The organism is Cupriavidus sp. IDO (assembly GCF_000812465.1).
GTDB lineage: Bacteria > Pseudomonadota > Gammaproteobacteria > Burkholderiales > Burkholderiaceae > Cupriavidus.
The window spans coordinates 1-22,793 of sequence record NZ_JWMA01000029.1 but is presented as its reverse complement, the minus strand read 5'-3'; the positions used below and the strand labels follow the sequence as shown (position 1 = coordinate 22,793).

Annotated in this window: 20 protein-coding genes; 12 read left to right on the top strand and 8 right to left on the bottom strand. The window is 66.3% G+C overall.

All coding sequences use genetic code 11. The annotated features are described in order from the left end of the window. Positions 1-9: 9 nt before the first annotated feature. A complete protein-coding gene (locus tag RM96_RS09595) occupies positions 10-927 on the bottom strand; it encodes a LysR substrate-binding domain-containing protein (RefSeq protein ID WP_039010126.1) in 918 nt (305 codons plus the stop codon). A 123-nt stretch (positions 928-1,050) separates the two neighbouring features. Between RM96_RS09595 and RM96_RS09590 the strand changes: the two genes are divergently transcribed. The 3 genes from RM96_RS09590 to RM96_RS09580 all read left to right on the top strand — a co-directional run bounded on the left by RM96_RS09590 (position 1,051) and on the right by RM96_RS09580 (position 3,988). Further along, entirely contained in the window at positions 1,051-2,037 is a 987-nt protein-coding gene (locus tag RM96_RS09590) for a tripartite tricarboxylate transporter substrate binding protein BugE (protein ID WP_039010124.1), read from the top strand. A 12-nt stretch (positions 2,038-2,049) separates the two neighbouring features. Beyond that, positions 2,050-2,940, top strand: a complete 891-nt coding sequence (locus tag RM96_RS09585; protein WP_039010254.1) for an N-formylglutamate amidohydrolase — start codon at positions 2,050-2,052, stop codon at positions 2,938-2,940. Positions 2,941-3,190: 250 nt separating this feature from the next. Next, positions 3,191-3,988 carry a BspC domain-containing protein gene (locus RM96_RS09580; protein ID WP_443112250.1) on the top strand — a complete coding sequence of 266 codons (798 nt, stop codon included), beginning with the start codon at positions 3,191-3,193 and terminating at the stop codon, positions 3,986-3,988. Between the two features lie 56 nt (positions 3,989-4,044). Here RM96_RS09580 and RM96_RS09575 read toward each other — a convergent pair whose 3' ends face one another. Both RM96_RS09575 and yaaA read right to left on the bottom strand, forming a co-directional pair. Then, complete coding sequence (locus RM96_RS09575) at positions 4,045-5,187, bottom strand: M14 family metallopeptidase (RefSeq protein WP_039010121.1); 1,143 nt, start codon at positions 5,185-5,187, stop codon at positions 4,045-4,047. Positions 5,188-5,215: 28 nt separating this feature from the next. Further along, positions 5,216-6,001 carry a peroxide stress protein YaaA gene (gene yaaA, locus RM96_RS09570; RefSeq protein WP_039010252.1) on the bottom strand — a complete coding sequence of 262 codons (786 nt, stop codon included), beginning with the start codon at positions 5,999-6,001 and terminating at the stop codon, positions 5,216-5,218. Between the two features lie 40 nt (positions 6,002-6,041). Here yaaA and RM96_RS09565 point away from each other — a divergent pair, with 40 nt between their 5' ends. Both RM96_RS09565 and RM96_RS09560 read left to right on the top strand, forming a co-directional pair. After that, positions 6,042-6,587, top strand: coding sequence for a putative toxin-antitoxin system toxin component, PIN family (locus RM96_RS09565; RefSeq protein ID WP_039010120.1), 546 nt, complete (start codon positions 6,042-6,044; stop codon positions 6,585-6,587). Between the two features lie 64 nt (positions 6,588-6,651). After that, positions 6,652-7,824: a pyridoxal phosphate-dependent aminotransferase gene (locus RM96_RS09560; RefSeq protein ID WP_039010251.1), complete on the top strand. Its 1,173-nt coding sequence runs from the start codon at positions 6,652-6,654 to the stop codon at positions 7,822-7,824. 75 nt (positions 7,825-7,899) lie between these two features. Here RM96_RS09560 and RM96_RS09555 read toward each other — a convergent pair whose 3' ends face one another. Next, entirely contained in the window at positions 7,900-8,541 is a 642-nt protein-coding gene (locus RM96_RS09555) for a glutathione S-transferase (protein WP_039010118.1), read from the bottom strand. A 186-nt stretch (positions 8,542-8,727) separates the two neighbouring features. Between RM96_RS09555 and RM96_RS09550 the strand changes: the two genes are divergently transcribed. From RM96_RS09550 to RM96_RS09530, 5 genes are all read left to right on the top strand, one after another. Continuing rightward, positions 8,728-10,251 carry a 3-hydroxyacyl-CoA dehydrogenase gene (locus tag RM96_RS09550; protein WP_039010116.1) on the top strand — a complete coding sequence of 508 codons (1,524 nt, stop codon included), beginning with the start codon at positions 8,728-8,730 and terminating at the stop codon, positions 10,249-10,251. A gap of 23 nt (positions 10,252-10,274) precedes the next feature. Then, positions 10,275-11,054: an oxepin-CoA hydrolase, alternative type gene (locus RM96_RS09545; protein ID WP_039010114.1), complete on the top strand. Its 780-nt coding sequence runs from the start codon at positions 10,275-10,277 to the stop codon at positions 11,052-11,054. A 75-nt stretch (positions 11,055-11,129) separates the two neighbouring features. Next, positions 11,130-11,855, top strand: coding sequence for a histidine phosphatase family protein (locus RM96_RS09540; protein WP_039010112.1), 726 nt, complete (start codon positions 11,130-11,132; stop codon positions 11,853-11,855). Between the two features lie 59 nt (positions 11,856-11,914). After that, complete coding sequence (locus RM96_RS09535) at positions 11,915-12,991, top strand: phosphotransferase (RefSeq protein WP_039010110.1); 1,077 nt, start codon at positions 11,915-11,917, stop codon at positions 12,989-12,991. A gap of 248 nt (positions 12,992-13,239) precedes the next feature. Continuing rightward, positions 13,240-14,826: an alpha/beta hydrolase family protein gene (locus RM96_RS09530; RefSeq protein ID WP_039010108.1), complete on the top strand. Its 1,587-nt coding sequence runs from the start codon at positions 13,240-13,242 to the stop codon at positions 14,824-14,826. A 96-nt stretch (positions 14,827-14,922) separates the two neighbouring features. On the opposite strand, the gene ggt is transcribed toward RM96_RS09530, so the two are convergent. From ggt to RM96_RS09515, 3 genes are all read right to left on the bottom strand, one after another. Continuing rightward, the gene (gene ggt / locus RM96_RS09525) at positions 14,923-16,833 is read right to left on the bottom strand and encodes a gamma-glutamyltransferase (RefSeq protein WP_039010106.1); all 1,911 of its coding nucleotides are present in this window, start codon (positions 16,831-16,833) and stop codon (positions 14,923-14,925) included. Positions 16,834-17,007: 174 nt separating this feature from the next. Further along, positions 17,008-18,186 (bottom strand): CAP domain-containing protein, encoded by a 1,179-nt coding sequence (locus RM96_RS09520; RefSeq protein WP_039010104.1) that lies wholly within the window; start codon positions 18,184-18,186, stop codon positions 17,008-17,010. 275 nt (positions 18,187-18,461) lie between these two features. After that, positions 18,462-19,400, bottom strand: a complete 939-nt coding sequence (locus RM96_RS09515; RefSeq protein WP_039010250.1) for a LysR family transcriptional regulator — start codon at positions 19,398-19,400, stop codon at positions 18,462-18,464. A 167-nt stretch (positions 19,401-19,567) separates the two neighbouring features. On the opposite strand from RM96_RS09515, the gene RM96_RS09510 reads away from it, so the two are divergent. Together RM96_RS09510 and RM96_RS09505 are read left to right on the top strand one after the other, a co-directional pair. Further along, positions 19,568-20,830 carry an acyl-CoA dehydrogenase family protein gene (locus RM96_RS09510; RefSeq protein ID WP_039010102.1) on the top strand — a complete coding sequence of 421 codons (1,263 nt, stop codon included), beginning with the start codon at positions 19,568-19,570 and terminating at the stop codon, positions 20,828-20,830. 151 nt (positions 20,831-20,981) lie between these two features. Continuing rightward, positions 20,982-21,674: a glutathione binding-like protein gene (locus RM96_RS09505; protein ID WP_039010100.1), complete on the top strand. Its 693-nt coding sequence runs from the start codon at positions 20,982-20,984 to the stop codon at positions 21,672-21,674. A gap of 55 nt (positions 21,675-21,729) precedes the next feature. Here the strand turns inward: RM96_RS09505 and RM96_RS09500 are convergent, their stop codons facing one another. Then, entirely contained in the window at positions 21,730-22,428 is a 699-nt protein-coding gene (locus tag RM96_RS09500; RefSeq protein WP_238587203.1) for a hypothetical protein, read from the bottom strand. Positions 22,429-22,793: the final 365 nt, after the last annotated feature.

The window sequence follows — 22,793 nt, the reverse complement described above, 5'->3', positions numbered from 1 at the left end:
AACGGGTTCTTAGCCCGCCCCGCCCTCCGCCGGCACGTCCGCGCCTTCCATGACCCACTCGCGGAAGATGCGCAGCGCAGGCAGATGCTGCTTCTGCTCCGGGTAGCACAGGTAGTAGCCTTTCTTGCTGGGCACCCTGGCCGGATGCGCCACCATCAGCGCGCCGCTGGCGAGTTCTGCTTCGATCAGGCAACGCGGGATCAGCGCGATGCCGAGCCCCGACAACGCCGCCTGCGTCAGCAGCGAGAACTGGTCGAAGCGCGCCCCGCTCCACGCTTTGCGGGTGGACACGCCCAGCTCCGAGAACCAGTCGGGCCAGGCCTCGGGCACGGTCGTGTGGTGCAGCAAGGGGTAGCGCAGCAGCGTGGCGGGCGCGCGCGCGACGCCGTCCGGCTCGTCGTCCAGCAGCCCGGGGCGGCAGACCGGCAGGACTTCGCGCCCGGTCATGTAGTCGGCCAGGCTGCCCGGCCAGACACCATCGCCGAAGCGAATCGCGGCATCGAGGTCGGGCTCGGAAAAATCGTAGCCCTGCGCGTGCGGGACGAACTCCAGCGTCACATCCGGATACCTGGCAAAGAACTGCGGCAGCCGCGGGATCAGCCACTTGGCGCCGAGTGTCGGCATGCTGGCGATGTGCAGGATGCCGCCGCGGCCCTGCCGGGCGATCAGCTCGACGGTGGCAGCTTCGATCTCGTTCAGGCTGGGACGGATGCGCTCCAGGTAGCGCTCGCCGGCGGCTGTCAGCAGCAAGCGCTGGCGCACCCGCTCGAACAGGTCCACGCCCAGGAAAGCCTCCAGGCTGCGCACCTGCTTGCTGACGGCCCCCTGGGTGACATGCAGTTCACGGGCAGCGACGGTAAAACTGTTGTGGCGGGCGGCGGCCTCGAACGCCTGCAACTCGGTGAGCGACGGGCATAGACGTCGCATAAAGCACCTCTTGGTTCACGACCAAATGGAATGACCTCGGGATTTTATTTCGTTTGCGGCCGGCTTGCTCGGGCGAGCAGAATCGTGAAAACCACTTTTTCCCTCCCTTTCCCGGAAAATCGCATGCAACGCCGCCACCTACTCCACGTTCTCGCCGCCGTTTCGGCTGCCGCCGCCGCTGCCTTTGCCCTGCCCGCCGCCGCGCAGACCCACTACCCGAACAAGCCCATCTCGCTGGTAGTGCCCTTCCCCGCGGGCGGCACCACGGACATCGTCGCCCGCATCGTGGCCGACAAGCTCGGCCAGCAGCTGGGCCAGGCCGTCGTGGTGGACAACCGCGGCGGCGCCGGCGGCAGCATCGGCACGGCCTACCTGGCCAAGGCCGCGCCGGACGGCTACACGCTCGGCATTGCCACGGCGTCCACCCATGGCATCAATCCAGCGGTCTACCCGCGCCTGTCCTACGATGCAACCAAGGACTTCACCACCATCACCAACCTGGCATCGGTGCCGAATGTGATGAGCATCAACCCGGCGGTGAAGGCCACCGACATGAAGTCGTTCATCGCACTGGCGAAGTCACAGCCGAACAAGCTGGCCTATGGCTCGGCGGGTAACGGCAGCGTCTCGCACATGATGGGAGAACTGTTCAAGATGAGCAGCAAGACCGAGCTTCTCCATGTGCCGTACAAGGGCGTGGGCCCGGCGCTGAACGATGCGCTGGCCGGCCAGGTGCAGGTGCTGTTCGACAACCTGCCGTCGTCGCTCCCGTTCATCGAAGGCGGCAAGCTGCGCGCCCTGGCCGTGGCCTCGCCCAGGCGCGTGGCGGCGCTGCCCAACGTGCCGACCTTTGCCGAGCTAGGCCTGCCGGAAGTCAACGACGCCGCCTGGTTTGGCCTGATCGCGCCGGCCAACCTGCCGGCCGACATCCAGAACAAGCTCAACGCCGCCGCGCTCAAGGTGCTGGCGCTGCCGGAAGTGAAGGCCAGGCTCGAGAAGCTGGGCGCCACGCCGGTAGGCAATACGCCTGCGCAATTTGCCGCGCAGATCAAGAGCGAAGTGGCCAAGAACAAGCGCATTGCCGCCGCCGCCAGGATTTCCCTCGACTGATTGCGCAGCATCATGACTGAAACAGACCGAAAGACCGCGGATAGTCCGTACTTCCTGTACCAGCCGGAAGGCGCGCCCAGCGCGCTGTTCCTCGATTCGCCGCACAGCGCGACGACGTACCCGACGGACTTCCGCCCCGACCCGACGCTGCCGCTGGCCCTTCTACGGCAAGCCGAGGACACCTTTGTCGACGAGCTCTACGCCGGCGCGCCGGCGCGCGGCATTCCGCTGCTGTGCGCGGGCTTTCCACGCAGCTACCTGGACGCCAACCGCGCGCTGGAGGAAATCGACGAAGTCCTGCTCGACGCCCCCTGGCCGGGCGCGAAGCAGGAAACGTCCAAGACCCGCCTCGGAAAAGGCCTGGTCTGGCGCGTGCTCGACACCGGCGAAGCCATCTACGACCGCAAGCTGAGCGTGGCCGAGGTGCAGGACCGCATCAACCGCTGCTACCTGCCCTACTACGCGCAGCTGCAGAAGCTGGCCGACCGCGCCGTCGCCGCGCATGGCAGCGCGTGGCACATCAACTGCCATTCGATGCCGAGCCAGGCCGCGCAATACGCCACCGAGTTTCCGGGGCTGCAGCACCCTGACTTCGTAGTCGGCGACCGTGACGGCACCACCTGCGACAAGCGCTTCACCGACCGTGTGGAGGGCGTGCTCAAGGACATGGGCTACGACGTCTGGCGCAACCACCCCTACAAGGGCGTGGAGATCGTGCGCGTGGTCGGACAGCCGCAGACCGGGCGCCACAGCCTGCAGCTCGAGATCAACCGCAAGCTGTATATGGACGAGGCGGGACTGACCCACACCGAGGGCTTCGCCAGGCTCAGGCACAACCTGAATGCACTGCTCGACGAGCTGCTGCGCTTCACGCGTTCGATGCAGTCACGCGCGCTGTCCTGATTCGGGAACTGCATCGCTTCGGGTAGCGCCACGCCATAACCTCCGGGTTCGCCTCAGTTGCGCGACCCGGAGTTTTCCTGCTAGCAAACGGGAGCGTTCCGCCGCCATCCACGACGTTTCTCCGTGGATCATCGGCGAACGGATGCCTTAGAAGAATGGGTAACAAAGTTTAGGAACTTTGCCGCATAGGTTTCCTCTATCATGGCAATCCTTTGCGAACCCAGCTTGCCTGCAACGGCAAGACAAACCCGTGATCCGACGAATTTCCGAACTGATCGGCAGCCGCCTCAGCATGCTGACTGCCGCAGTGGCCGGTGCGATCGCGCTGGCGGGCTGCGCCAACCTGCCGGCCGAAGGCACCGATGCCACGGCCAGCCCGGCCGCCGCAACGCCTGCGCCCGCGCCCGCCCGCCCCGCCGCCGCACCGACTACACCCGCCGCCTCCACCACGCCGCCCACCAAGACCGTCACCCTGCCCGATCGCGGCCGGGTGAGCCTGGCCGAGTATCGCGTCAAGATGCGCGAGCAACTGATGAAGACCGAGAACGCCACGGCCGATGTGGCGGACTGCGCGGCCCACGCGAGCTGGGTAGTGCCCCGCTCCTCGAGCTACGATGCGCTGAAGATCCCGACCGGTGCGCTCGGCCCCGACCAGGCCACGGTGGAATCCTGGAGCGGCCGCTTCTCGCAAGGCAAGCAATCCGTGCCGGTCAGCTCGGTCGTGACCTTCCCGGCCACCGCCCACAAGCGGCGTGGCGACGACCAGTGGCAACCGGTCAAGGTCCGCTGCGGCTATGACGACGGCATGATGCTCGCGTACGAGTTGCTGGACAGCAGCGGCGCCACCATCTCGGAAGCTGCCGCGGCGCCGGCGGTGCACGCCTCGTCGCACGCGTCGTCCGGCAAGAGCCACAAGGGCAGCAAGGCAAGCAAGAGCAGCGGCTCGTCCAAGTCGTCGTCCAAATCGACTGCCAAGGCGAGCAGCAAGCAGACATCTTCGTCCGCCAAGTCGACCAGCAAGACCTCGACGACGAAGAAGACGCAATAAGCGCCGCGCCGATAGCGTGAAAGGCCCGCCATGCCGGCGGGCCTTTCGTCGTGCATTCAGCCCAGGTAGTCCAGGATCGCCTGCAGCATGGCCGTGCCCAGCAAGGCGCTGCGTGCGCCGTTCCAGCCGACAGCGGCGTCGGGCAGGTCGGCATTGTCCTTGAACGGCATTTCCAGCGTCAGCGCGAGGCAGCCGAAGGTGTGGCCGATGTACTTGGAGGCCAGCTTGAGCGCGTCGGCGTTGTACTTGCTGGCGGCGTAGCCGTGCACGTCCTGGAAATCGGGCGAGGCGCGCTTGAAGGCCTCGATGAAACGGCCCTGCTCCACGCGCTGCGCTTCGGTAAAGCCCGGCAGCATCTCGCTGCCGGCAACGAAGTTGTACGGCAGCGCCTCGTCGCCGTGGATGTCGAAGAACAGGTCGCAGCCGCTTGCCTCGATGGCCCGGCGCACGTGCCAGACCTCGGGGCTGGTATCCCGGCTCGGCGTCATCCATTCGCGGTTCAGGTTGGCACCGGCGGCGTTGGTGCGCAGGTTGCCGCGCGCGGAACCGTCCGGATTCATGTTCGGGACAATATGGAACACGGCCCGCTCGAGCAGCTTGCGCGCGACCGGATCATGCGCCCATATGCCGGTGCCGGTCAGCCGCTGCAGCACGCCTTCGCAGAACCACTCGGCCATGCTTTCGCCGGGATGCTGGCGGGCAATCATCCAGATGGTCTTCTTGCCCGGCGCCGGCTTTCCCAGCGTGACCATGGTCAGGTCGCGGCCGTCGACCGTGCTGCCCAGGTGCGACAGCTTCGCCAGCGGCGAGCGCTGGCAGGTGGCCAGCAGCGACAGGTGGCGCTCTTCCGGGTACGGCTCGAAGTACGCGAACCAGACGCTGTCGTGCTCGGGCGTGAATTCCACCGTCATCACGCCGCCGTCGTAGCGCGTCGGCACGCGGAACCAGTGCGCCCGGTCGTACGAGGCCACCGCGCGGTAGTCGCGCCAGCCGTCAGGATAGGTGCATTCACCGGCATTGAGGAACTGCAGCCGGCACGCCTGCCCCGCCGCGCCCTGCAGGCGGAAATGGAACCACTGGCGGAAATCGGCGTGGGAGTCGGCGCGGATGCGCAGGCGGATATCGTCGGCGTGATCGAGCGCTTCGACGTCGATCGCGCCCGAATCGAAGCTGGTCGAGATATGCAGGGCTGAGGTCATGGCGTTCAGTCTCTTTGGCGTAGTCGGTTCAGTCTTCCAGGCGGCGGCGGAACACCCAGCGGGTGTCGTCCGAGGCGGCCGCCTCGAAGGCATAGCCGTCCCCGGCAAAGCGCTTGAGCGCCGCGGCCTCGGTCACGCGATGCGTGACGGCATAGCGTGCCATGGTGCCACGCGCGCGCTTGGCATGGAACGAAATGATCTTGTAGCGGCCGCCCTTCCAGTCCTCGAACACCGGCGTGATCACCCGTGCCTGCAGCACCTTGGGCCGCACCACCTTGAAATACTCCTCCGAGGCGAGATTGACCAGGGTGGGCGCGCCTTCATGCTTGAGTCCGGCCATGTCGCCGTTGATCATCTGCGTGACATCGTCGCCCCAGAAGGCGTACAGGTCCTTGCCGGCCGCATTGTCCAGCCGCGTGCCCATTTCCAGCCGGTACGGCTGCATCCGATCGAGCGGACGCAGCACGCCGTACAGGCCGGACAGGATGCGCACATGCTTCTGCGCAAAGCCCAGGTCGTCGGCAGTCAGCGTTTTCGCATCGAAGCCATCGTAGACGTCGCCGTTGAAGGCCAGCACGGCCTGCTTGCTGTTGGCGGCGGTGAATTCCGGCGACCACTCCGCGTAGCGGGTAACGTTGAGCACGGCCAGCTTGTCGGAAATGTCCATCAGGGCGCCGATATCCTGCGGCGCCAGCTTGCGCAGGCGTTCGATCAGCGCCGCCGAGCGGTCGATAAAGCGAGGCAGCGTATGGGTCTTGATACGCGCGGGTGTTTCGTAGTCGAGCGACTTGGCGGGAGACAGAACGATGAGCATGGCAAAATCGCGGCAGAAAACAAAGCCAAGATTGTAGCGAATGCCTAACGAACCCACCGGCTGCGGCCCGGCGCCCGACCCCGTCGGCGTCACATCCTCCAACGGCAACGCGCCTCGCGTGGTGCTGGACTCGAATATCTGGGTCGACCTGCTGGTCTTCCGCGACCCGCACGTCGAGCCGATCCGCGCCGCGCTGGAAGCCGGCGCCGTCACACCGGTGATCCGCGCCGACTGCCGCGAAGAGCTGCGCCGGGTGCTGGCCTACCCGCAGTTCGCGCGCTTTGCCGTCGACATCGACGCCGCTCTCGCCACCGTGGACCGGCTCACCAGCCTCGAGCCCGCGCCGACCGAAGCCGAGGCCGGCGCCATCAACCTGCCCCGCTGCAAAGACACCGACGACCAGAAGTTCATCGAACTGGCCCACTTCGCGCACGCGGCCTGCCTGGTCTCCAAGGACAAGGCCGTGCTCAAGCTCAGGAGCCGCTTGCGCCGCTCCAGCGGCGTGGAAGTCCTCAAGCCGCCCGCGTTCGGCGCCTGGCTCGCCGCGCAGGGAGCGCCCGCGGCCGCCTCGCCGGAATCCCTTTAGAATTGCGCGAGCCGCTTCCCAATCCAGAATGTTCCGTCCCACCGCACCATCCTTCGCCGCAGCCATGTCCGCAGAATCCACCCTCGCCCCGCTGACCCCGCCACCGTCGCGCCTGCCCAGCGTCGGCACCACGATCTTCACCGTGATGTCCGCCCTCGCGGCCGAAAAGAACGCCGTCAACCTGGGCCAGGGCTTTCCCGATTTCGATTGCGACCCGAAGATCGTCGATGCGGTCGCCCACGCCATGCGTACGGGCCACAACCAGTATCCGCCGATGGCCGGCATTCCGCGCCTGCGCCAGGCCATCGCCGCCAAGATCGCGAATCTGTACGGCCACGCTTATGACTGGGAAACCGAGATCACGGTCACGGCAGGCGCCACGCAGGGCATCCTGACCACGATCCTTTGCACGGTGCACCCCGGCGACGAAGTCATCGTGCTGGAGCCCTGCTACGACAGCTACCTGCCCTCCATCGAACTGGCCGGCGCGAAGGCGGTGCCGGTCACGCTCGACGCGCCCGACTTCCGCGTGCCGTTCGACCGCCTGGCTGCCGCCATTACGCCGCGCACGCGGATGATCCTCCTCAACACCCCGCACAACCCGACCGGCACCATCTGGCGCGCAGGCGACATGGACAAGCTGGCCCAGTTGCTCGCGGGCACCGACATCCTGCTGCTGTCGGACGAGGTCTACGAGCATATGGTCTACGACGGCCAGCAACATGCCTCGGTGTCGCGCCACCCCGAGCTGGCGCGCCGCAGCTTCGTGATTTCGAGCTTCGGCAAGACATATCATGTCACCGGCTGGAAGGTCGGCTACGTGGCTGCGCCCGTCGCGTTGATGGCGGAATTCCGCAAAGTCCACCAGTTCAATGTGTTCACCGTGAACACGCCGATGCAGCACGGCCTGGCCGACTACATGGCCGACCCGGCGCCCTACCTCGAGCTGGCATCCTTCTACCAGGCCAAGCGCGACTACTTCCGCGCCGGGCTGGCCAACTCGCGCTTTAAGCTGCTGCCCTCGGACGGCACCTACTTCCAGTGCGTCGACTACACGGCCATTTCCGACCTGAGCGAAGCCGACTTCGCCATGTGGCTGACGCGCGAAATCGGCGTGGCCGCGATCCCGGTCTCGGCCTTCTACTCGCAGCCGCGTGAATCCGGCCTGGTGCGCTTCTGCTTCGCCAAGAAGGAAGAGACGCTGGCGCTGGCGCTGAAACGGCTCGCCAAGCTGTAGCCGGTATCCATCGGCTCCGAAGCAAAACGCCCGCGATTTCCGCGGGCGTTTTGCTTTTCTGGCGTGTTGCGCGCCTTACTTGTTCCGGCTCAGCATCAACTCCGTATTCGCCTTCCGGTCAGCATTCACCTTCTGCACCGCCTCGCGCTCGGACAGCTTCTTCAGGTAGTCCCTGACCGGCAGGTCGGCCAGCATATCGGTGCCGTAGATGATCTTGGTGCACGACGACACCAGCGGCAGGTGGACGGCGGCCGCGCAGTCGGCCAACGTGAACGTATCGCCACCGATATACGGCGAGAATTTCGTGAGCTTGGCAAATGCCGGAATGTAGCGTGACAGCAGCTTGTGCTGGCGCTCCTTCACGTTGTCGCTGACCTTGCCGCCGAAGAAGGCTTCCGGATACAGCTCGCGGGCGGTCAGCTCCAGGTACAGCTCCATGAAAGTGACGAGCTCGCGGACTTTGGCGGCCTGGTACGAGTCGGCGGGCAGCAGCGGGGTCTGGGGGTAGGTCGCCTCGATGTATTCGGCGATGGGTTCCGATTCGCACAAGGGGCCGGAATCGGTGATGATGTAAGGCACCTTGCCCGCCGGCGAGGCCGAGACATCGGTCTGTCCGATCCAGGCCAGCACCTCCTCGAACGGCACATTCTTTTCCAGAAGCGCCAGTTTTACCTTGTTGTAGTAGTTGCTGGCGGCAAAACCGCATAGTTTCAGCATGTCGTCTCTCTCCGATGTTGGAATGATCGCCCGCAAGCGCTGGCTTGGGACGATTGTGAACCATCCGGGGCTCTCCGGGCCGCCGGTCTGGCCGATCAGCGCACGCGGCCTGCTTTTCTGCACTGTTACGGAAGGTGCAAAAAACGTACGATCGTGCTAATTTAACCACAACTTTTTGGACGCATGATGAGCACTTTCACTATCGACACCCTCGGCATCGTCGGCACCGGCGCCATGGGCCGTGGCATCGCGCAGATCGCCGCGCAGGCCGGCCTGACCGTCAACCTGTACGACGCCAACCCGCAGGCCGTGGCTGCTGCACGCCAGTACCTGCAGGACACGCTGGCCAAACTCGCCGACAAGGGCAAGATCAGCGCGGCCGATGCCGAGGCCACGCTGGCCCGCGTAAAGCCCTGCGGCGCGCTGGAAGACCTGGCCGGCTGCGATATGGTGCTGGAAGCCATCGTCGAGAAGCTGGAAGTCAAACGCGACCTCATCGCCAAACTCGAAGCCGTACTGCGCGAGGACGCTATCATCGCGTCGAACACGTCCTCGCTGTCGATCACCGCGATCGCAGTGGGCGCAAAGCAGCCGGGCCGAATCGCCGGCTATCACTTCTTCAATCCGGTCCCGCTGATGAAGGTCGTGGAAGTGATCGACGGCCTGTCGGGCAACCCGGCCGTGGGCGATGCGCTGATGGCGCTGTCGCGCCGCATGGGCCATACGCCGGTGCGCTGCAAGGACATGCCCGGCTTCATCGTCAACCATGCCGGCCGCGGCATGAACATCGAAGGCCTCAAGGTTGCGCAGGAAGGCGTGGCCGAGTTTGCCGATATCGACAACATCATGCGCGAGCAGGCTGGCTTCCGCATGGGCCCGTTCGAGCTGATGGACCTGACCGGGCTGGATGTGTCGCATCCGGTGATGGAGTCGATCTACAACCAGTTCTACCAGGAGCCGCGCTACCGCCCGTCGCCGATCACGGCGGTCCGCTCGGTTGGTGGCCTGATCGGCCGCAAGGCCGGCGCCGGTTTCTATCGCTATGCCGATGGCCAGAAGCAGGTGCCTGCCGCTACCGCAGTGCCGGCTGCGCGCCCGTCCAGCGTGTGGGTGAGCCACGCGAGCGAGCGTGGCCACGCGATGGTGACCAGGCTGCTGGGCGCCATGGGTGTGACGCCTGAAGCCGGCAACCAGCCGTCCGCCGATGCGCTGATCATCGTCACCCCGCTGGGCCTCGACGCTACCACAACCGCTCTGCAGCAGGGCCTGGATCCGGCGCGCACGGTTGCGATCGACACGCTGCTGCCGTTTGAGGCCACCAAGCGCCGCACGCTGATGACCACGCCGGCCACCAGCGCCGCGGCCCGCGACGCCGCACACGGCCTGTTCGCCAGCGATGGCGTGCCCGTTACGGTGATCCGCGACTCGGCCGGCTTCGTGGCCCAGCGCGTGCTCTGCTGCATCATCAATATCGCCAGCGATATCGCCCAGCAGCGCATTGCGACGCCGTCGGACATCGACCTCGCCGTGAACCTGGGCCTGGGGTACCCCAAGGGCCCGCTGGCGCTCGGCGACGCGGTCGGCCCGCAACTGGTGCTGGAGACCCTGCGCAACATGGAAGCCCTGACCGGCGACATGCGCTACCGTCCGAGCCCGTGGCTGTGGCGCCGTGCCGGACTCGGCCTGTCGCTGCTGACCGAAGAGAACTGAGCACCCGCACCCGAGGCCGCCCCATGACCGCACAGCTGCTTTCCGCCCGTGTCGATTCGACGCTGGTGCTGACCATCTCGAACCCCGAGGCGCGCAACGCGCTCCATCCGGACATTTACGCGGCCTCGCTGGAGGCGCTCGATGCCGCCGCGACCGATGACGAGCTGCGCGCGGTCATCATCACCGGGGCTGACGGCATGTTCTGTGCCGGCGGCAACCTGAACCGCCTGCTCGGCAACCGCGCGAAGCCGCCCGCGGTGCAGGCGGAGAGTATCGAGACCCTGAACCACTGGATCGAATCGCTGCACGCCTTTCCCAAGCCGATCATCGCGGCCGTGGAAGGCGCCGCGGCCGGCGCGGGGTTCTCGGTTGTGCTGGCTTGCGATTTCGTCGTGGCCGCGAGCGACGCCAAGTTCGTGATGGCCTACGTCAAGGTGGGCCTCACGCCCGATGGCGGCGGCTCCTACGAGCTCGCGCGCGCGCTGCCACGCCAGCTGGCCAGCGAACTGATGATGGAGGGCAAGCCCGTGGATGCCGCGCGCCTGGCGCAGTTCGGCCTGGTGAACCGCGTGGTACCGCCCGGACAGGCGCTGTCCGAGGCCCTGCAGCTGGCCGAAGGGCTGGCCGGGCAGTCGCCGCATGCGGTGGGCCGCATCAAGGGCCTGATCAATGGCGCAGGCACTGCATCGCTGACCGAACACCTGGCCGCCGAACGCGACAGCTTCGTGGCCGCACTGCATCACAAGGACGGCGGGGAAGGCATCAGCGCTTTCCTCGAAAAGCGCAAGCCGCGCTACCGCTGAACACCGCCGGCGCCCCAGCGCGCCGCTGCAGGCAGCCCGCGCAGACGGGCCCTGCCGAACCGCAAGGAGACAAGCATGGAATTGCCGCCGTCGTCGCGTCGCCGCATCTACCTGATGCGCCACGGCGCCGTTTCGTACTTCGACGAAGGCGGCCGTCCCGCCCTGCCGGAGATGGTCCCGCTCAACGAGACCGGCCGCATGCAGGCCACCGCCGCCGGGCGGGCCCTTGCCGCCGAGCACATCCGCTTTGACCGCGTCATCGTCAGCGGCCTGCCGCGCACGGTCGAGACCGCACAGCGCGTGCTGGCCGAGCTGCCGGAGATGCACGACGTCACGCCCGAAGTCTGGCCCGAGCTGCAGGAGATTCGCGGCGGCGACTTGGCGGATATTGCCGACGAAGACCTGCGCGACGCCTTCGTCGGCGCCTTCGAAGGCGAAGTGGCCGAGGAAAAGCGCTTCCTCAATGGCGAAAGCATCGGTCACTTCCTCGATCGCGTGCTGCCGGCGCTGGAGCGCCTGCGCAACGATCCCGACTGGGACACCGTCCTGCTGGTGCTGCACGGGGGCACCAACCGCGCGATCCTGTCGCAGGCCATCACCTGCGGCCGACGCGTCTTCTTCGGCTCGCTGCTGCAGACCGCGGGCTGCATCAACGTGCTCGACATGGGCGACGGCCCGCTCGACTGGGTGGTGCGGATGACCAACTATTCGCCGCCCACGCCGGTTCACAGCGGGTCGCGCCATACGACGATGGAAGTCCTGCTGCACCAGTATCTGCGCGGGCGCCGGCCAGCCAACTGAGCGCCGGCACCGTACACGGAAATCCCCCTCATACCGATCAGAAAACCAACGGAGACAGCATGAGCAGCAACGTTTCGCACTTCGAGGGCACACGCCCGGTCGCGGACCAGCAGCGCTTCGACACTGCGGCGCTGGAAGCCTGGATGCGCCAGCACGTGGAAGGCTTTGCCGGCCCGCTGACCGTAGAACAGTTCAAGGGCGGCCAGTCGAACCCGACCTTCAAGCTCATCACGCCTGGGCAGACCTACGTGATGCGCGCCAAGCCCGGTCCCAAGACCAAGCTGCTGCCATCAGCCCACGCCATCGAGCGCGAGTACCGCGTGATGGCCGCGCTGGCCGGCACCGACGTGCCGGTGGCAAAGATGTACGCGCTGTGCGAGGACGAATCGGTGATCGGCCGCGCCTTCTACATCATGGAGTTCGTCGCCGGCCGCGTGTTGTGGGACCAGTCCCTGCCCGACATGAGCCCGGCCGAACGCAGCGCCATCTATGACGAGATGAACCGCGTCATTGCGGCCCTGCACAGCGTGGACTACCAGGCGATCGGCCTCGGCGACTACGGCAAGCCCGGCAACTACTTCCAGCGCCAGATCGAGCGCTGGAGCAAGCAGTACAAGCTGTCCGAGACCGAATCGATCCCGGCCATGGACGCGCTGATGGAATGGCTGCCGCAACATATTCCCCACGAGGATGCGGATCTCACCTGCATCGTCCACGGCGACTACCGTCTCGACAACCTCATGTTCCATCCGACCGAGCCGAAGGTGCTGGCCGTGCTGGACTGGGAGCTCTCCACCCTCGGCCATCCGATGGCGGACTTCGGCTACCACTGCATGAGCTGGCATATCGCCCCGGGCCAGTTCCGCGGCATCGCCGGGCTGGACCATGCCGCGCTGGGCATTCCTGACGAAGCCACCTACCGCCGCATGTACGAGCAGCGCACCGGCCGCCCGATCACCGGCGATTGGAACTTCTACCTGGCCTTCAGCATGTTCCGCATCGCCGGCATCCTGCAGGGCATCATGAAGCGTGTGGTGGATGGCACCGCGTCGTCGGCGCAGGCGCTGGACGCAGGCAAGCGCGCGCGTCCGATGGCGGAGATGGGATGGCAATATGCACAGAAGGCCAAGGGCTGAACGGGAAAGCGTCCTGGCCGTACCGCGGGTGATTTGAGTTGCATGGATTCCTGGAAGCGTAGCTGTTTCGCTGCCAGGAGCCCTGCGCCTAAACTCTGATCTGCACCAAATTGAAAACGCTTCAGCGCTGAGACGCGTCACGGGCAAAGCGCGCATTCCGCCCTATGCCGCGCCAGCCGGTTTACCTACACTCCGCTCATTACCCGCAGTTCCAAGACCAATAACGAGCCGAGTCGAGGAGACCTGAGATGCGAGCAATCCTGTTGAAGGGCGGCCTCGCGGCCATGGCCTGTGCGGTGCTGAGTGCGAGTGCCGGTGCGCAATCCGCGATGTCGTGCCGTGACGGCGACTGCGATGCCCGCGACGGCGCCCTGCTGGAGCAGAAGACAACATTGCGCCTGAGTGCCGCCGCCCTGCTGGCGCAGCTCAATGCCAGCGACGAGGGCCGGCAATTGCTGCAGGTCACCGGGGCGCCCAGGTGCGACCTCGAGATCGTAACCCTGCGGTACCGCACGGTCGGCGGCGCGGGCGAGCCGACGACAGCCAGCGCCGCCCTGATGATTCCGGGCGGCCAGGCCTGCAGCGGCCCGCGCCCGACCCTGATGTACGCGCACGGGACCAGTACCTACCGCAAATTCAATATCGCCGACCTGATGCAGGCCGATCCTGCCAATGGCGACGGCGCGTCCGAGGGCATCAGCGTTGCAGCCATGTACACGGCCCAGGGCTATATCGTCGTCGCGAGCAACTATGCGGGATATGCAGGCTCAGGACTCGACTACCATCCGTACCTGAATGCCAGGCAGCAATCGGCCGATATGGTCGATGCTCTGCGGGCCGCGCGTTTCGCCATGCGCAAGCCCGGATCGGGCAGGCCAGCCTCGGAGAGCGGCAAGCTCTTCATTACCGGGTACTCGCAGGGCGGGCATGTCGCCATGGCGACGCACCGTCGGCTGCAGGCGATGGGGGTTCCGGTAACGGCATCCGCGCCGGGGTCGGGGCCCTATGCCCTGGCGGCCATGGGCGATGCGCTGGTAGCCGGGGAGGTGGGCATCGGCGCCACGGTATTCGCGGTACTGGTCACCACGAGCTACCAGCATTCGTACCGCAATCTCTACCACCGCCCCGGCGAAATCTACGAGGCCGCCTACGCGCCTGGCATCGGGAACCTGCTGCCGAGCGTCACCCCGGTCGAAACCCTGATTGCGCGGGGCAAGCTGCCCGCCACGCAGCTGTTCAGCAACGTCCCGCCCGCGCCGCAGTTTGCTTCCCTGACACCTCCCCTTTCCCCGCCGCTGACACCGCCGGAACTGACTCCCCTGTTCGCGTTGGGCTTCGGCAATGCGAATCTCGTGCGCAATGACTACCGGCTGGGATTGCTGGAAGATTCGCTGGCGAATCCCGATGGCGCGTTCCCGAGCCCGACGGCGGCGATGGCGCCGGCCGCCAGCCCTGCTCACCCGTTGCGCCAGGACTTCAGGCGCAATGATCTGCGCAACTGGCTGCCACGCGCGCCGGTACAGCTCTGCGGCGGGCGCGCCGATCCCACCGTGTCCTTCTTCAACGCGACCGTGCAGCAAGCTTTCTGGCAGAACGCGAACGTGCCGGCCGGGATGACCAGCGTGCTCGATGTCGACGCCCCCATCGCCGGTCCCGCCGACCCGTACGCCGCGATCAAGCAGGGTTTTGCCAGCGCAAAGGCAAACCTGGCCGCGCAGGCTGTGGCAGGGGGTGCCACCGACGGCGGCGCTGCGGCTGTCCTCGAGGCCTACCACGGCACGCTTGTTGCGCCGTTCTGCATGGCTGCTGCCAGGGCTTTCTTCGGGCAGTTCTGAGCAGCAGCCCCGGCCCTCGCGCCTGCAATCAGCCGGTAAACAAGAAACGGGCGCCGTGGCGCCCGTTTCCGCAATCACAGAGGGGGCAAGCCGGCCTCAATCTCCCAGCGCCACCCCTTCCCGCCTCGGGTCCGCGCCGCCCGCCCAGACCACCTTGCCGTCGGCGCGCTGCTTGCGCATGATGGCCTGCGTGCCACTGGTCATTTCGATCTCGGCCACTTCATGCCCACGCTGCTTCAGGGCTGCTGCCAGCGCCGGCGTCACCAGGCCCTTCTCCAGCTCTGTCGGGCCGTTGCGGCTGCCGAAGTTGGCCATGCCGACCGCCGCCTGCACATCCATGTTCCAGTCGAGCAGGCCGACCAGCGTCTTCGAAACGTACTCGATGATCTGGGAGCCACCGGGTGAGCCGACCGCTGCCAGGAACTGGCCAGTCTTCCTGTCGAACACCAGCGTCGGCGCCATCGACGAGCGCGGGCGCTTGCCCGGCTCCACGCGGTTTGCCACCGGCTTGCCGTTCTCGCTCGGCACGAACGAGAAGTCGGTGAGCTGGTTGTTGAGCATGAAGCCGCGCACCATCACGTGCGAGCCGAAATATGCCTCGACCGAAGTCGTCATCGACACTGCGCCGCCCCGGTCATCGACCGCCACGATCTGCGAGGTCGAGATGCGCGGCGGAGAACGATCCGGCGCGAACGCGACCGTCGGCCCGTCCGGCACGCCCGGCTGCGCCTTGCCGGCACTGTTGTCACCGATCAGCCTGGCGCGCTCGGCCAGGTAGTCCGGCTTCGTCAGGGCCGCCACATCGACCGGCACGAAATCGCGGTCTGCCACATATAGCCCGCGGTCGGCATAGGCCAGGCGTTGCGCTTCGGAGATGGCATGAACGGCAGCGGGATTGGCCTCCAGCACCGCCGGCGTATTGACCGCCCTTGGTTTCAGCGCCGCCAGCGCAAACTTTGGGTTATGCGTTTCCAGCGCCTGCAGCGTGCCAAGGATCTGCGCGATCGCAATGCCGCCTGACGACGGCGGCGGCATGCCGCAGACCTTCCAGAGCTTGTAGTCGGTGCAGACCGGCTTGCGTTCCTTGGCCACGTAGCCGCGCAGATCAGCCGTCGACAGCGTGCCCGGATTGGCGCTGCCATTCACTTTCGTGGCGATGTCCTTCGCAATCGGTCCGGTATAGAACACGCTCGCGCCATGGCGGGCGATATCGCGCAGCGTCTGCGCCAGCTCCGGGTTTTTCAGCATCGTGCCAACCGGTTTGGGCTTGCCTTGCGGGTCCAGGAAGTACGCCTGCATCTCGGGCGATGCTGTGATGAACTGGTCGGCCGCCACTTGCGTATGGAGCCGCTCCGAGATCGGGAAGCCGTTCTCCGCCAGCGAAATGGCACGATCGAACAGCCGGGCCCACGGCAGCTTGCCGTGCTGCCGGTGTGCCAGCTCCATCGCGCGCAGCACGCCGGGCGCGCCGACGGAGCGGCCGCCGATGCGGCCCTCGTTGAATTCCATCGGCTTGCCGTCGGGCCGCAAGAACAGGTTCTCCCTGGCGCCGGCCGGCGCGGTCTCGCGGCCATCATAGGCCTGCACGCGCTTGCCGTCCCAGTACATGATGAAGCCACCGCCGCCGATGCCGGTCGCCTGTGGCTCAACCAGGGTCAGGACGGCCTGCATGGCAATGGCTGCATCGATCGCCGATCCGCCCTTGCGCAGGATATCGCGGCCGGCTTCGGTTGCCAGCGGGTTGGCGGCAGCAGCCATGTGACGCGCGGAGTAGACCGTCGACATGCCTGCGCGATAGCCCGAGGCAACTTCAGGCGGGGCGGGCAGAGCCGCTGAAGGCGCCGCCGGTGCGGATGATGCCACTGGTGCAGCGGGTGCACCGGTTGGTGCGGTTGCTGCGGTTGCAGCAGGTACGTCGCTTCGTGTCGCGCAAGCGCCAAGCAGCGCCGCCAGGGTCAGGGCCAGCGTGCCTCGCCAGACCATCGTAGTAGGAACCAGGTCAGCCATCCGATCTCTCCGAGGGAAGGATGTCGGCATTGTAGTGGCTAAGCGCCGATTCCGATGTCGGCGGCCGTCTGATTCGGCGCGGCACCCTCTGTGCACTGCAGCGAAAAAGGCAGCAATCACTCGACCCTCGCCCCACTTCTGCCCCGTTTCGCCATGAGCGCCGGCGCGCGGAGCTCAGCGCGTGGTGAAGGACCAGTTCAGGCTGACTGGCTGGCTGCCAAGCGTGCCGGTGACTGCGACCGTATAGCGCTGCTGGCTCGCCAGCGGTGTGGTCGGCGTGCAGATAGCCAGCCCGCGCGCGGCGCTGGACAGGCCCGATGAACGGCTGTCAACCTTCAGGCAGTTGACGTTGTTGCCCTGCGCGTCGGTGATGGTGAAGCTGTCCGCATTGAACTGCAGCGAGGTGTTGATGGCCTGCAGCGAAACCGGGTAGCCCATGGTGCTGCCGGCATAGCCGGGAGCCGGATTGGGGCTTTCCGAATTCACCCAGCTCGCCGGCACGTCCGCCTGGCCGTTGAACGGATACGCCACCATCTGGCTGTCGCTGCCGCCCTTCGATGCATCCGCGAGATCGATGGTCTGGTAGTAGCTGGCCGAAGTGCCGCCGTTGTTCGGGCCCACGCTTTCGGCGAAGCCGCTGCCGGCCGAACCGTAGCTGCCCAGCAGCGCCGAACGGTGGAATGGTGCATCGATCAGGTCGGAGACCAGCGCGTCCTTGGGCGACATCGACAGCTGGGCGTTCGCCACCGAAGTCCACTTGTTGGCACCCGCCACGACTTCGGCGGTGGCGTTGGTCGGATAGGCCGCCTGGATGCGGCCGTCGGCGGTCGCGCCGATATAGCCCGGGTTGCCCGCGGTCTCGTCGTGCGTGAGCACGTTGTTGGCCAGCATGTAGCTGGTGTGGCTCTGGGCCGTGTTGCCGAGCGCATCGCGCGCAACCAGCGGCGGCAGGCCGACCTGCTCGCGCCGGTAGTTGGCGTAGCAGAGCCCCGCGCTGCGCGGCTCGTCGAGGACGCGATAGTTGCTCACGCTGCTGCCGCGCGCCGGCAGCAAGGTGACGGTCGAACCCGAGGCCGACGCCGGCGCTGCGCCGCTGACGGTATAGCAGGCGCCAGCGGTTGTCGTGCCGCTCGGGCCGGAGGCGGACTGGCCGGACGCGCTGCCTTGCGCTGCCGGCTGCGCGCCCGATCCTGAGCCGGACGTACCCCCACTGCCGCCATCACCGCCGCCGCCACAGGCGGATAGCACGAGCAAGGTGGCGGCAGCGCAGGCAGCCGTCAGGTACTGCGAGGCCGGCCGCGTGGATCGCGGCGAGTGGGCGTGGTTTTTTGCAAGCAAGCGTTTCCCGGTCATCGGTCTGAATCGTCGTAATAGGGATGGGGGAACTGCCCGCAGGGATCCGCCGAGGCGGACGGGACGGCAGGCAAGCGCTGGCTCGCGCTGTGATGCCGGGGGCAGATGGGACCGGACGATGTTATGAGCGTGCCGGATGAGCGTCCAGCCTGCGAACAATTGCTTACGTGTGACCCGTGCGCGCTGCACGGAAGCGCGAAATGTGCCGCACTGGCTCGGCAGTGCATCACATCAACGCGTTGAAAGGGATGACCCGACGCGTCCGAAGCGCCGGATCAGGCAGCCGGCGCCACGTCCGACATGCCGCCGCCGAGCGAGCTCATCACCGCCATCAGCTGCTCGCGCAGCCAGCGGTTGGCGCCGTCGTTCTCGCCGCCCGCATGCCAGTACAGGTGAAGCTCCAGCGTCGGCACCTTGAACGGCAGCGACAGCAGCCGGTTGGCGTACGGCTCGTTGGCGATGCGTGCGTAGCGCAGCGGCAGCGTTGCCAGCAGGTCGGTGCAGCTCACCACGCGGCAGGCGGCCGCATAGTGCTGGCAGCGCAGCCGCACCCGGCGCGTCAGGCCCATGCGATGCAGGGCCTGGTCTTCCAGCCCCGCTCCGCGGCGGCGCGACGACACGTGTACGTGCTCGGCCGCGAGATAGCGATCGAGCGTCAGTTCCTTCTTCACCAGCGGATGGTCGCGCCGGGCCAGCACCACCATCGGATCGGCCATGAACGGCGCGTGGTGGATGGCCGGCGACACCGGCAGCAGGATGTCGATGGCGGCATCGAGCGTGCCGGCCAGCAGCTCGGACTCCATCTCGCGCCGGTCGAAGCGGATGGCGGCGATTTCCACCTGCGGCGCCATCGCCGTCACACGCGCCATCAGCGGCGGCAGCAACGTGGACTCCAGCGCATCGCGCATGCCGATGGTGAAGCGGCGCACGGTCGCGGCGGGATCGAAGTGCGGCGTATCCTGCAGCGTGCGGGCAAAGGACTGCAGCGCGGCGCGCACCTCGGATGCCAGCGAGCGCGCCAGCGGCGTGGGCGCCATGCCCTGCCCGCGCCGCTCGAACAATGGGTCGTCGAACAAGGTCCGCAGCCGTCCCAGCGCATGGCTCACGGCGGGCTGCGTCAGGTTGAGCTGGCGCGCGGCCGCGGTGATGCTGCCTTCGCTGTAGATGGCGTCGAACACCACGAAGAGATTGAGGTCGATGCGGGAGAGCTGCATGGCAGGCATTCTGGCATGGAATGCAGGATATTGATACTACCCAATCCAGTAAATTCATTTTTCTAATTACTGACTTTCAGATAGAGTGCATTCCATCGGCAAATGCCGCGTGCATACCGGCGCGCCTGACAAGGCCGTGCCAATTTCTGGAGTAGCGAGGAGACCACATGCAATTCGAGCACACCCCGAAGGTCAAGGAAATGCAGGCCAAGCTGCTGGCCTTCTTCGACAAGCACATCTATCCGAACGAGAAGCGCTTCGCGGAAGAAATCGACGCGAACCGCCGCGCGGGCAACGCATGGATTCCTTCGACGGTGATCGAGGAACTCAAGCCGCTGGCGCGCGAAGCCGGCCTGTGGAACCTGTTCCTGCCGCGCTCGCCGCGCGCACCGCAGGGGCTGTCGAACCTGGAATACGCGACGTTGTGCGAAATCATGGGCCGGGTGCCCTGGTCGCCCGAGGTGTTCAACTGCTCGGCACCCGACACCGGCAACATGGAAACGCTGGAGCGCTACGCGTCGGAAGAACTGAAGGATCAGTGGCTGGAGCCGCTGCTGGCCGGTGAAATCCGCTCGGCCTTCCTGATGACCGAGCCGGCCGTGGCGTCGTCGGACGCCACCAATATCGAATGCCGCATCGAGCGCGATGGCAACCAGTACGTGATCAACGGCACCAAGTGGTGGTCGTCGGGCGCCGGCGACCCGCGCTGCAAGGTCTACATCGTGATGGGCAAGACCAATCCCGATGCCGGCCGTCATGAGCAGCAGTCGATGGTCGTGGTGCCGGCCGATACCCCGGGCATCACCATCAAGCGCTTCCTGCCGGTGTTCGGCTACGACGACGCGCCGCACGGCCACATGGAAATCGAGCTGAAGAACGTGCGCGTGCCGGCCTCGAACATCTTGCTAGGCGAAGGCCGCGGCTTCGAGATCGCCCAGGGCCGCCTCGGCCCGGGCCGCATCCACCACTGCATGCGCAGTATCGGCGTGGCCGAGCGCGCGCTGGAACTGATGTGCAAGCGCGCGCTGTCGCGCGTGGCCTTCGGCAAGCAGATCTCCAGCCACGGCGTGACGCAGGAGCGCATCGCCGAAGCCCGCTGCGAAATCGAAATGGCCCGCCTGCTCACGCTCAAGGCCGCCTACATGATGGACACCGTGGGCAACAAGGTGGCCAAGGCCGAGATCGCGATGATCAAGGTGATCGCCCCGAACGTGGCGCTGAAGGTGATCGACTGGGCCATCCAGGTCCACGGCGCGGCCGGGGTGTCGAGCGACTTCCCGCTGGCCAACTGGTGGGCGCACCAGCGCACGCTGCGCCTGGCCGACGGTCCGGACGAGGTGCACCGCAACGCCATCGCCAAGCTGGAGCTGGCCAAGCACATGAATGTGAACCCGGACGACATCAGGATGCCGGTGGCGCGCGGCTTCTGAAGCCCCGGCTCACTCGCAAGACGGCCGGCCCTGCCGGCAGTGTGGAAAACGCGCAGCCTGTCTGCGCGTTTTTTTCTTCTGTGCTTAAATCCCCCGGTTCGCCGCATCCGTTGCGGATGTGGCAGTAATCACAGCCAGGAGACTAATTGCGATGATCGACGTCTACACCTGGGCCACGCCCAACGGCCACAAGGTCCATATCATGCTCGAGGAGTGCGGCCTGGAGTACAAGGTCCACCCGATCAACATCGGCGCCGGCGACCAGTTCGGCGAAGACTTCCTCAAGATCAGCCCCAACAACAAGATCCCCGCCATCGTTGACCCCGACGGCCCTGACGGCAAGCCGATCTCGCTGTTCGAATCCGGCGCGATCCTGCTCTACCTCGCCGGCAAGACCGGCAAATTCCTGCCCGAGGACGTGCGCGGCAAGTACGACGCGCTGCAGTGGCTGATGTTCCAGATGGGCGGCGTGGGTCCCATGCTCGGCCAGGCGCATCACTTCCGCATCTACGCCCCGGAGAAGATCGAGTATGCGGTCAACCGCTATACCAACGAGGCGAAGCGCCTCTATGGCGTGATCGATACGCAGCTGTCGAAGCACGCGTATCTCGCCGGCGACCAGTACACCATTGCCGACATCGCCACCTTCCCCTGGCTGCGCAGCTGGCAGAACCAGGGCGTGGACCTGGACGACTATCCGCAGCTGAAGCGCTGGTTCAACGAAATCGCTGAACGCCCGGCGGTCAAGCGCGGCGTCGAGGTGCTGGCCAAGGAGCGCAAGCCGCTGCAAGGCGACAAGGAACGCGAGGTCCTGTTCGGCGCCACGCAGTACAAGCGTCACTGAGGCAAGATGACGGCGACACGCCCGGGCGGCGTGTCGCGCATGGCTGCGCTGCCGCTCAACCCGGCAGCGAAAGCGCTTCGCGCCGGGATGGTTCCCGGCGTTCTTCATTGAGGCCGGCGGGCGCGCAAAGCGCCTGCAGATTGCCGGCGCGATCCCCTTGCATGCAGCACAGCAGCCCGCTTCCCGGCTGCAGCACGTCGATCTCGCAGGCATCCTGCGGATCCGGCGCGTACAAGGTGCCCGGTTGCAGAGGTGCGCACTGGCCCCTGGCATCCGGAGCCGCCGGCCTCCAGTGCAGGCTCAATGCGCCGCGATAGCAGAGCGCCCATCGCAGGCCACGCGCACGCAGGCGCCGCCCCCAGTCGTCCTCCCCCACCGAAAGCCACGCAAATTCCGCCTGAATCGGCGCGGCTGGCGTCCCCGCGGACTGAGCGTCATCGGGAGCCGGCATGACGCGTACCAGAATCGTGTCCAGCATGATATTCAACTGCATCGGCACACCGGCGGCCGGCACAAAGATGTCGCCGCCGCTCATCAGCACCGGCTCTTGCCCCGCCTCGGCAATCCTGATGCCGCCACGCAGGCATGCCCACCATTCGTGGCACTTTGTGACAAATTCGTTCTGTGTTTCGCCGGTGCGCAGGAAAATGTAATCGCATGTGTGACCAAGACCGGCACTGGCCGCCAGGACACGCGACCGGAAACCGATGTGGAAATCCGAACGCGGCCGGCGGCCGGTGCCGAAGTCGCGCATCTGCGCGTCGAACAGCGTAAAGATCTGCATGGCAATCCCCCTGACGGAGCGATAGGGACGCGATGGTCCCGGAAAGCGCATCGACGGCGTGCGCGTGCATTTCGCACGCGCACGCCGTCGATGCGCGGTTGCCCCGTTTCGGTACGGCCGGCAGGCCGCCCGGTTCATGCCATGGTGCCGCGCCTTGTGGCTGGCGCATCCCTCCAACACGCGGATCAGACACCAATAGTGCGTGGCAATATAAGTTGTCGTTGCCGCAAGGTCAAACCGTTCCGTCAGACTTGCTCATTCCTGCTCAAACGGGAACAAAGCTGACGTTCTGCTTCACTGAGATACTATGAAGGGCCGCGGAGGAAGCCCCTGGA

Coding starts and splice junctions, on each gene's coding strand:
- RM96_RS09560 (WP_039010251.1), top strand. CDS start 6,652: ATGTCCGCAGAATCCACCCTCGCCCCGCTGACCCCGCCACCGTCGCGC.
- RM96_RS09520 (WP_039010104.1), bottom strand. CDS start 18,186: ATGACCGGGAAACGCTTGCTTGCAAAAAACCACGCCCACTCGCCGCGA.
- RM96_RS09575 (WP_039010121.1), bottom strand. CDS start 5,187: ATGACCTCAGCCCTGCATATCTCGACCAGCTTCGATTCGGGCGCGATC.
- RM96_RS09595 (WP_039010126.1), bottom strand. CDS start 927: ATGCGACGTCTATGCCCGTCGCTCACCGAGTTGCAGGCGTTCGAGGCC.
- RM96_RS09530 (WP_039010108.1), top strand. CDS start 13,240: ATGCGAGCAATCCTGTTGAAGGGCGGCCTCGCGGCCATGGCCTGTGCG.
- RM96_RS09540 (WP_039010112.1), top strand. CDS start 11,130: ATGGAATTGCCGCCGTCGTCGCGTCGCCGCATCTACCTGATGCGCCAC.
- RM96_RS09565 (WP_039010120.1), top strand. CDS start 6,042: ATGCCTAACGAACCCACCGGCTGCGGCCCGGCGCCCGACCCCGTCGGC.
- RM96_RS09545 (WP_039010114.1), top strand. CDS start 10,275: ATGACCGCACAGCTGCTTTCCGCCCGTGTCGATTCGACGCTGGTGCTG.
- RM96_RS09510 (WP_039010102.1), top strand. CDS start 19,568: ATGCAATTCGAGCACACCCCGAAGGTCAAGGAAATGCAGGCCAAGCTG.
- RM96_RS09555 (WP_039010118.1), bottom strand. CDS start 8,541: ATGCTGAAACTATGCGGTTTTGCCGCCAGCAACTACTACAACAAGGTA.
- RM96_RS09505 (WP_039010100.1), top strand. CDS start 20,982: ATGATCGACGTCTACACCTGGGCCACGCCCAACGGCCACAAGGTCCAT.
- RM96_RS09550 (WP_039010116.1), top strand. CDS start 8,728: ATGAGCACTTTCACTATCGACACCCTCGGCATCGTCGGCACCGGCGCC.
- ggt (WP_039010106.1), bottom strand. CDS start 16,833: ATGGCTGACCTGGTTCCTACTACGATGGTCTGGCGAGGCACGCTGGCC.
- RM96_RS09515 (WP_039010250.1), bottom strand. CDS start 19,400: ATGCAGCTCTCCCGCATCGACCTCAATCTCTTCGTGGTGTTCGACGCC.
- yaaA (WP_039010252.1), bottom strand. CDS start 6,001: ATGCTCATCGTTCTGTCTCCCGCCAAGTCGCTCGACTACGAAACACCC.
- RM96_RS09535 (WP_039010110.1), top strand. CDS start 11,915: ATGAGCAGCAACGTTTCGCACTTCGAGGGCACACGCCCGGTCGCGGAC.
- RM96_RS09500 (WP_238587203.1), bottom strand. CDS start 22,428: ATGCGCGACTTCGGCACCGGCCGCCGGCCGCGTTCGGATTTCCACATC.
- RM96_RS09585 (WP_039010254.1), top strand. CDS start 2,050: ATGACTGAAACAGACCGAAAGACCGCGGATAGTCCGTACTTCCTGTAC.
- RM96_RS09590 (WP_039010124.1), top strand. CDS start 1,051: ATGCAACGCCGCCACCTACTCCACGTTCTCGCCGCCGTTTCGGCTGCC.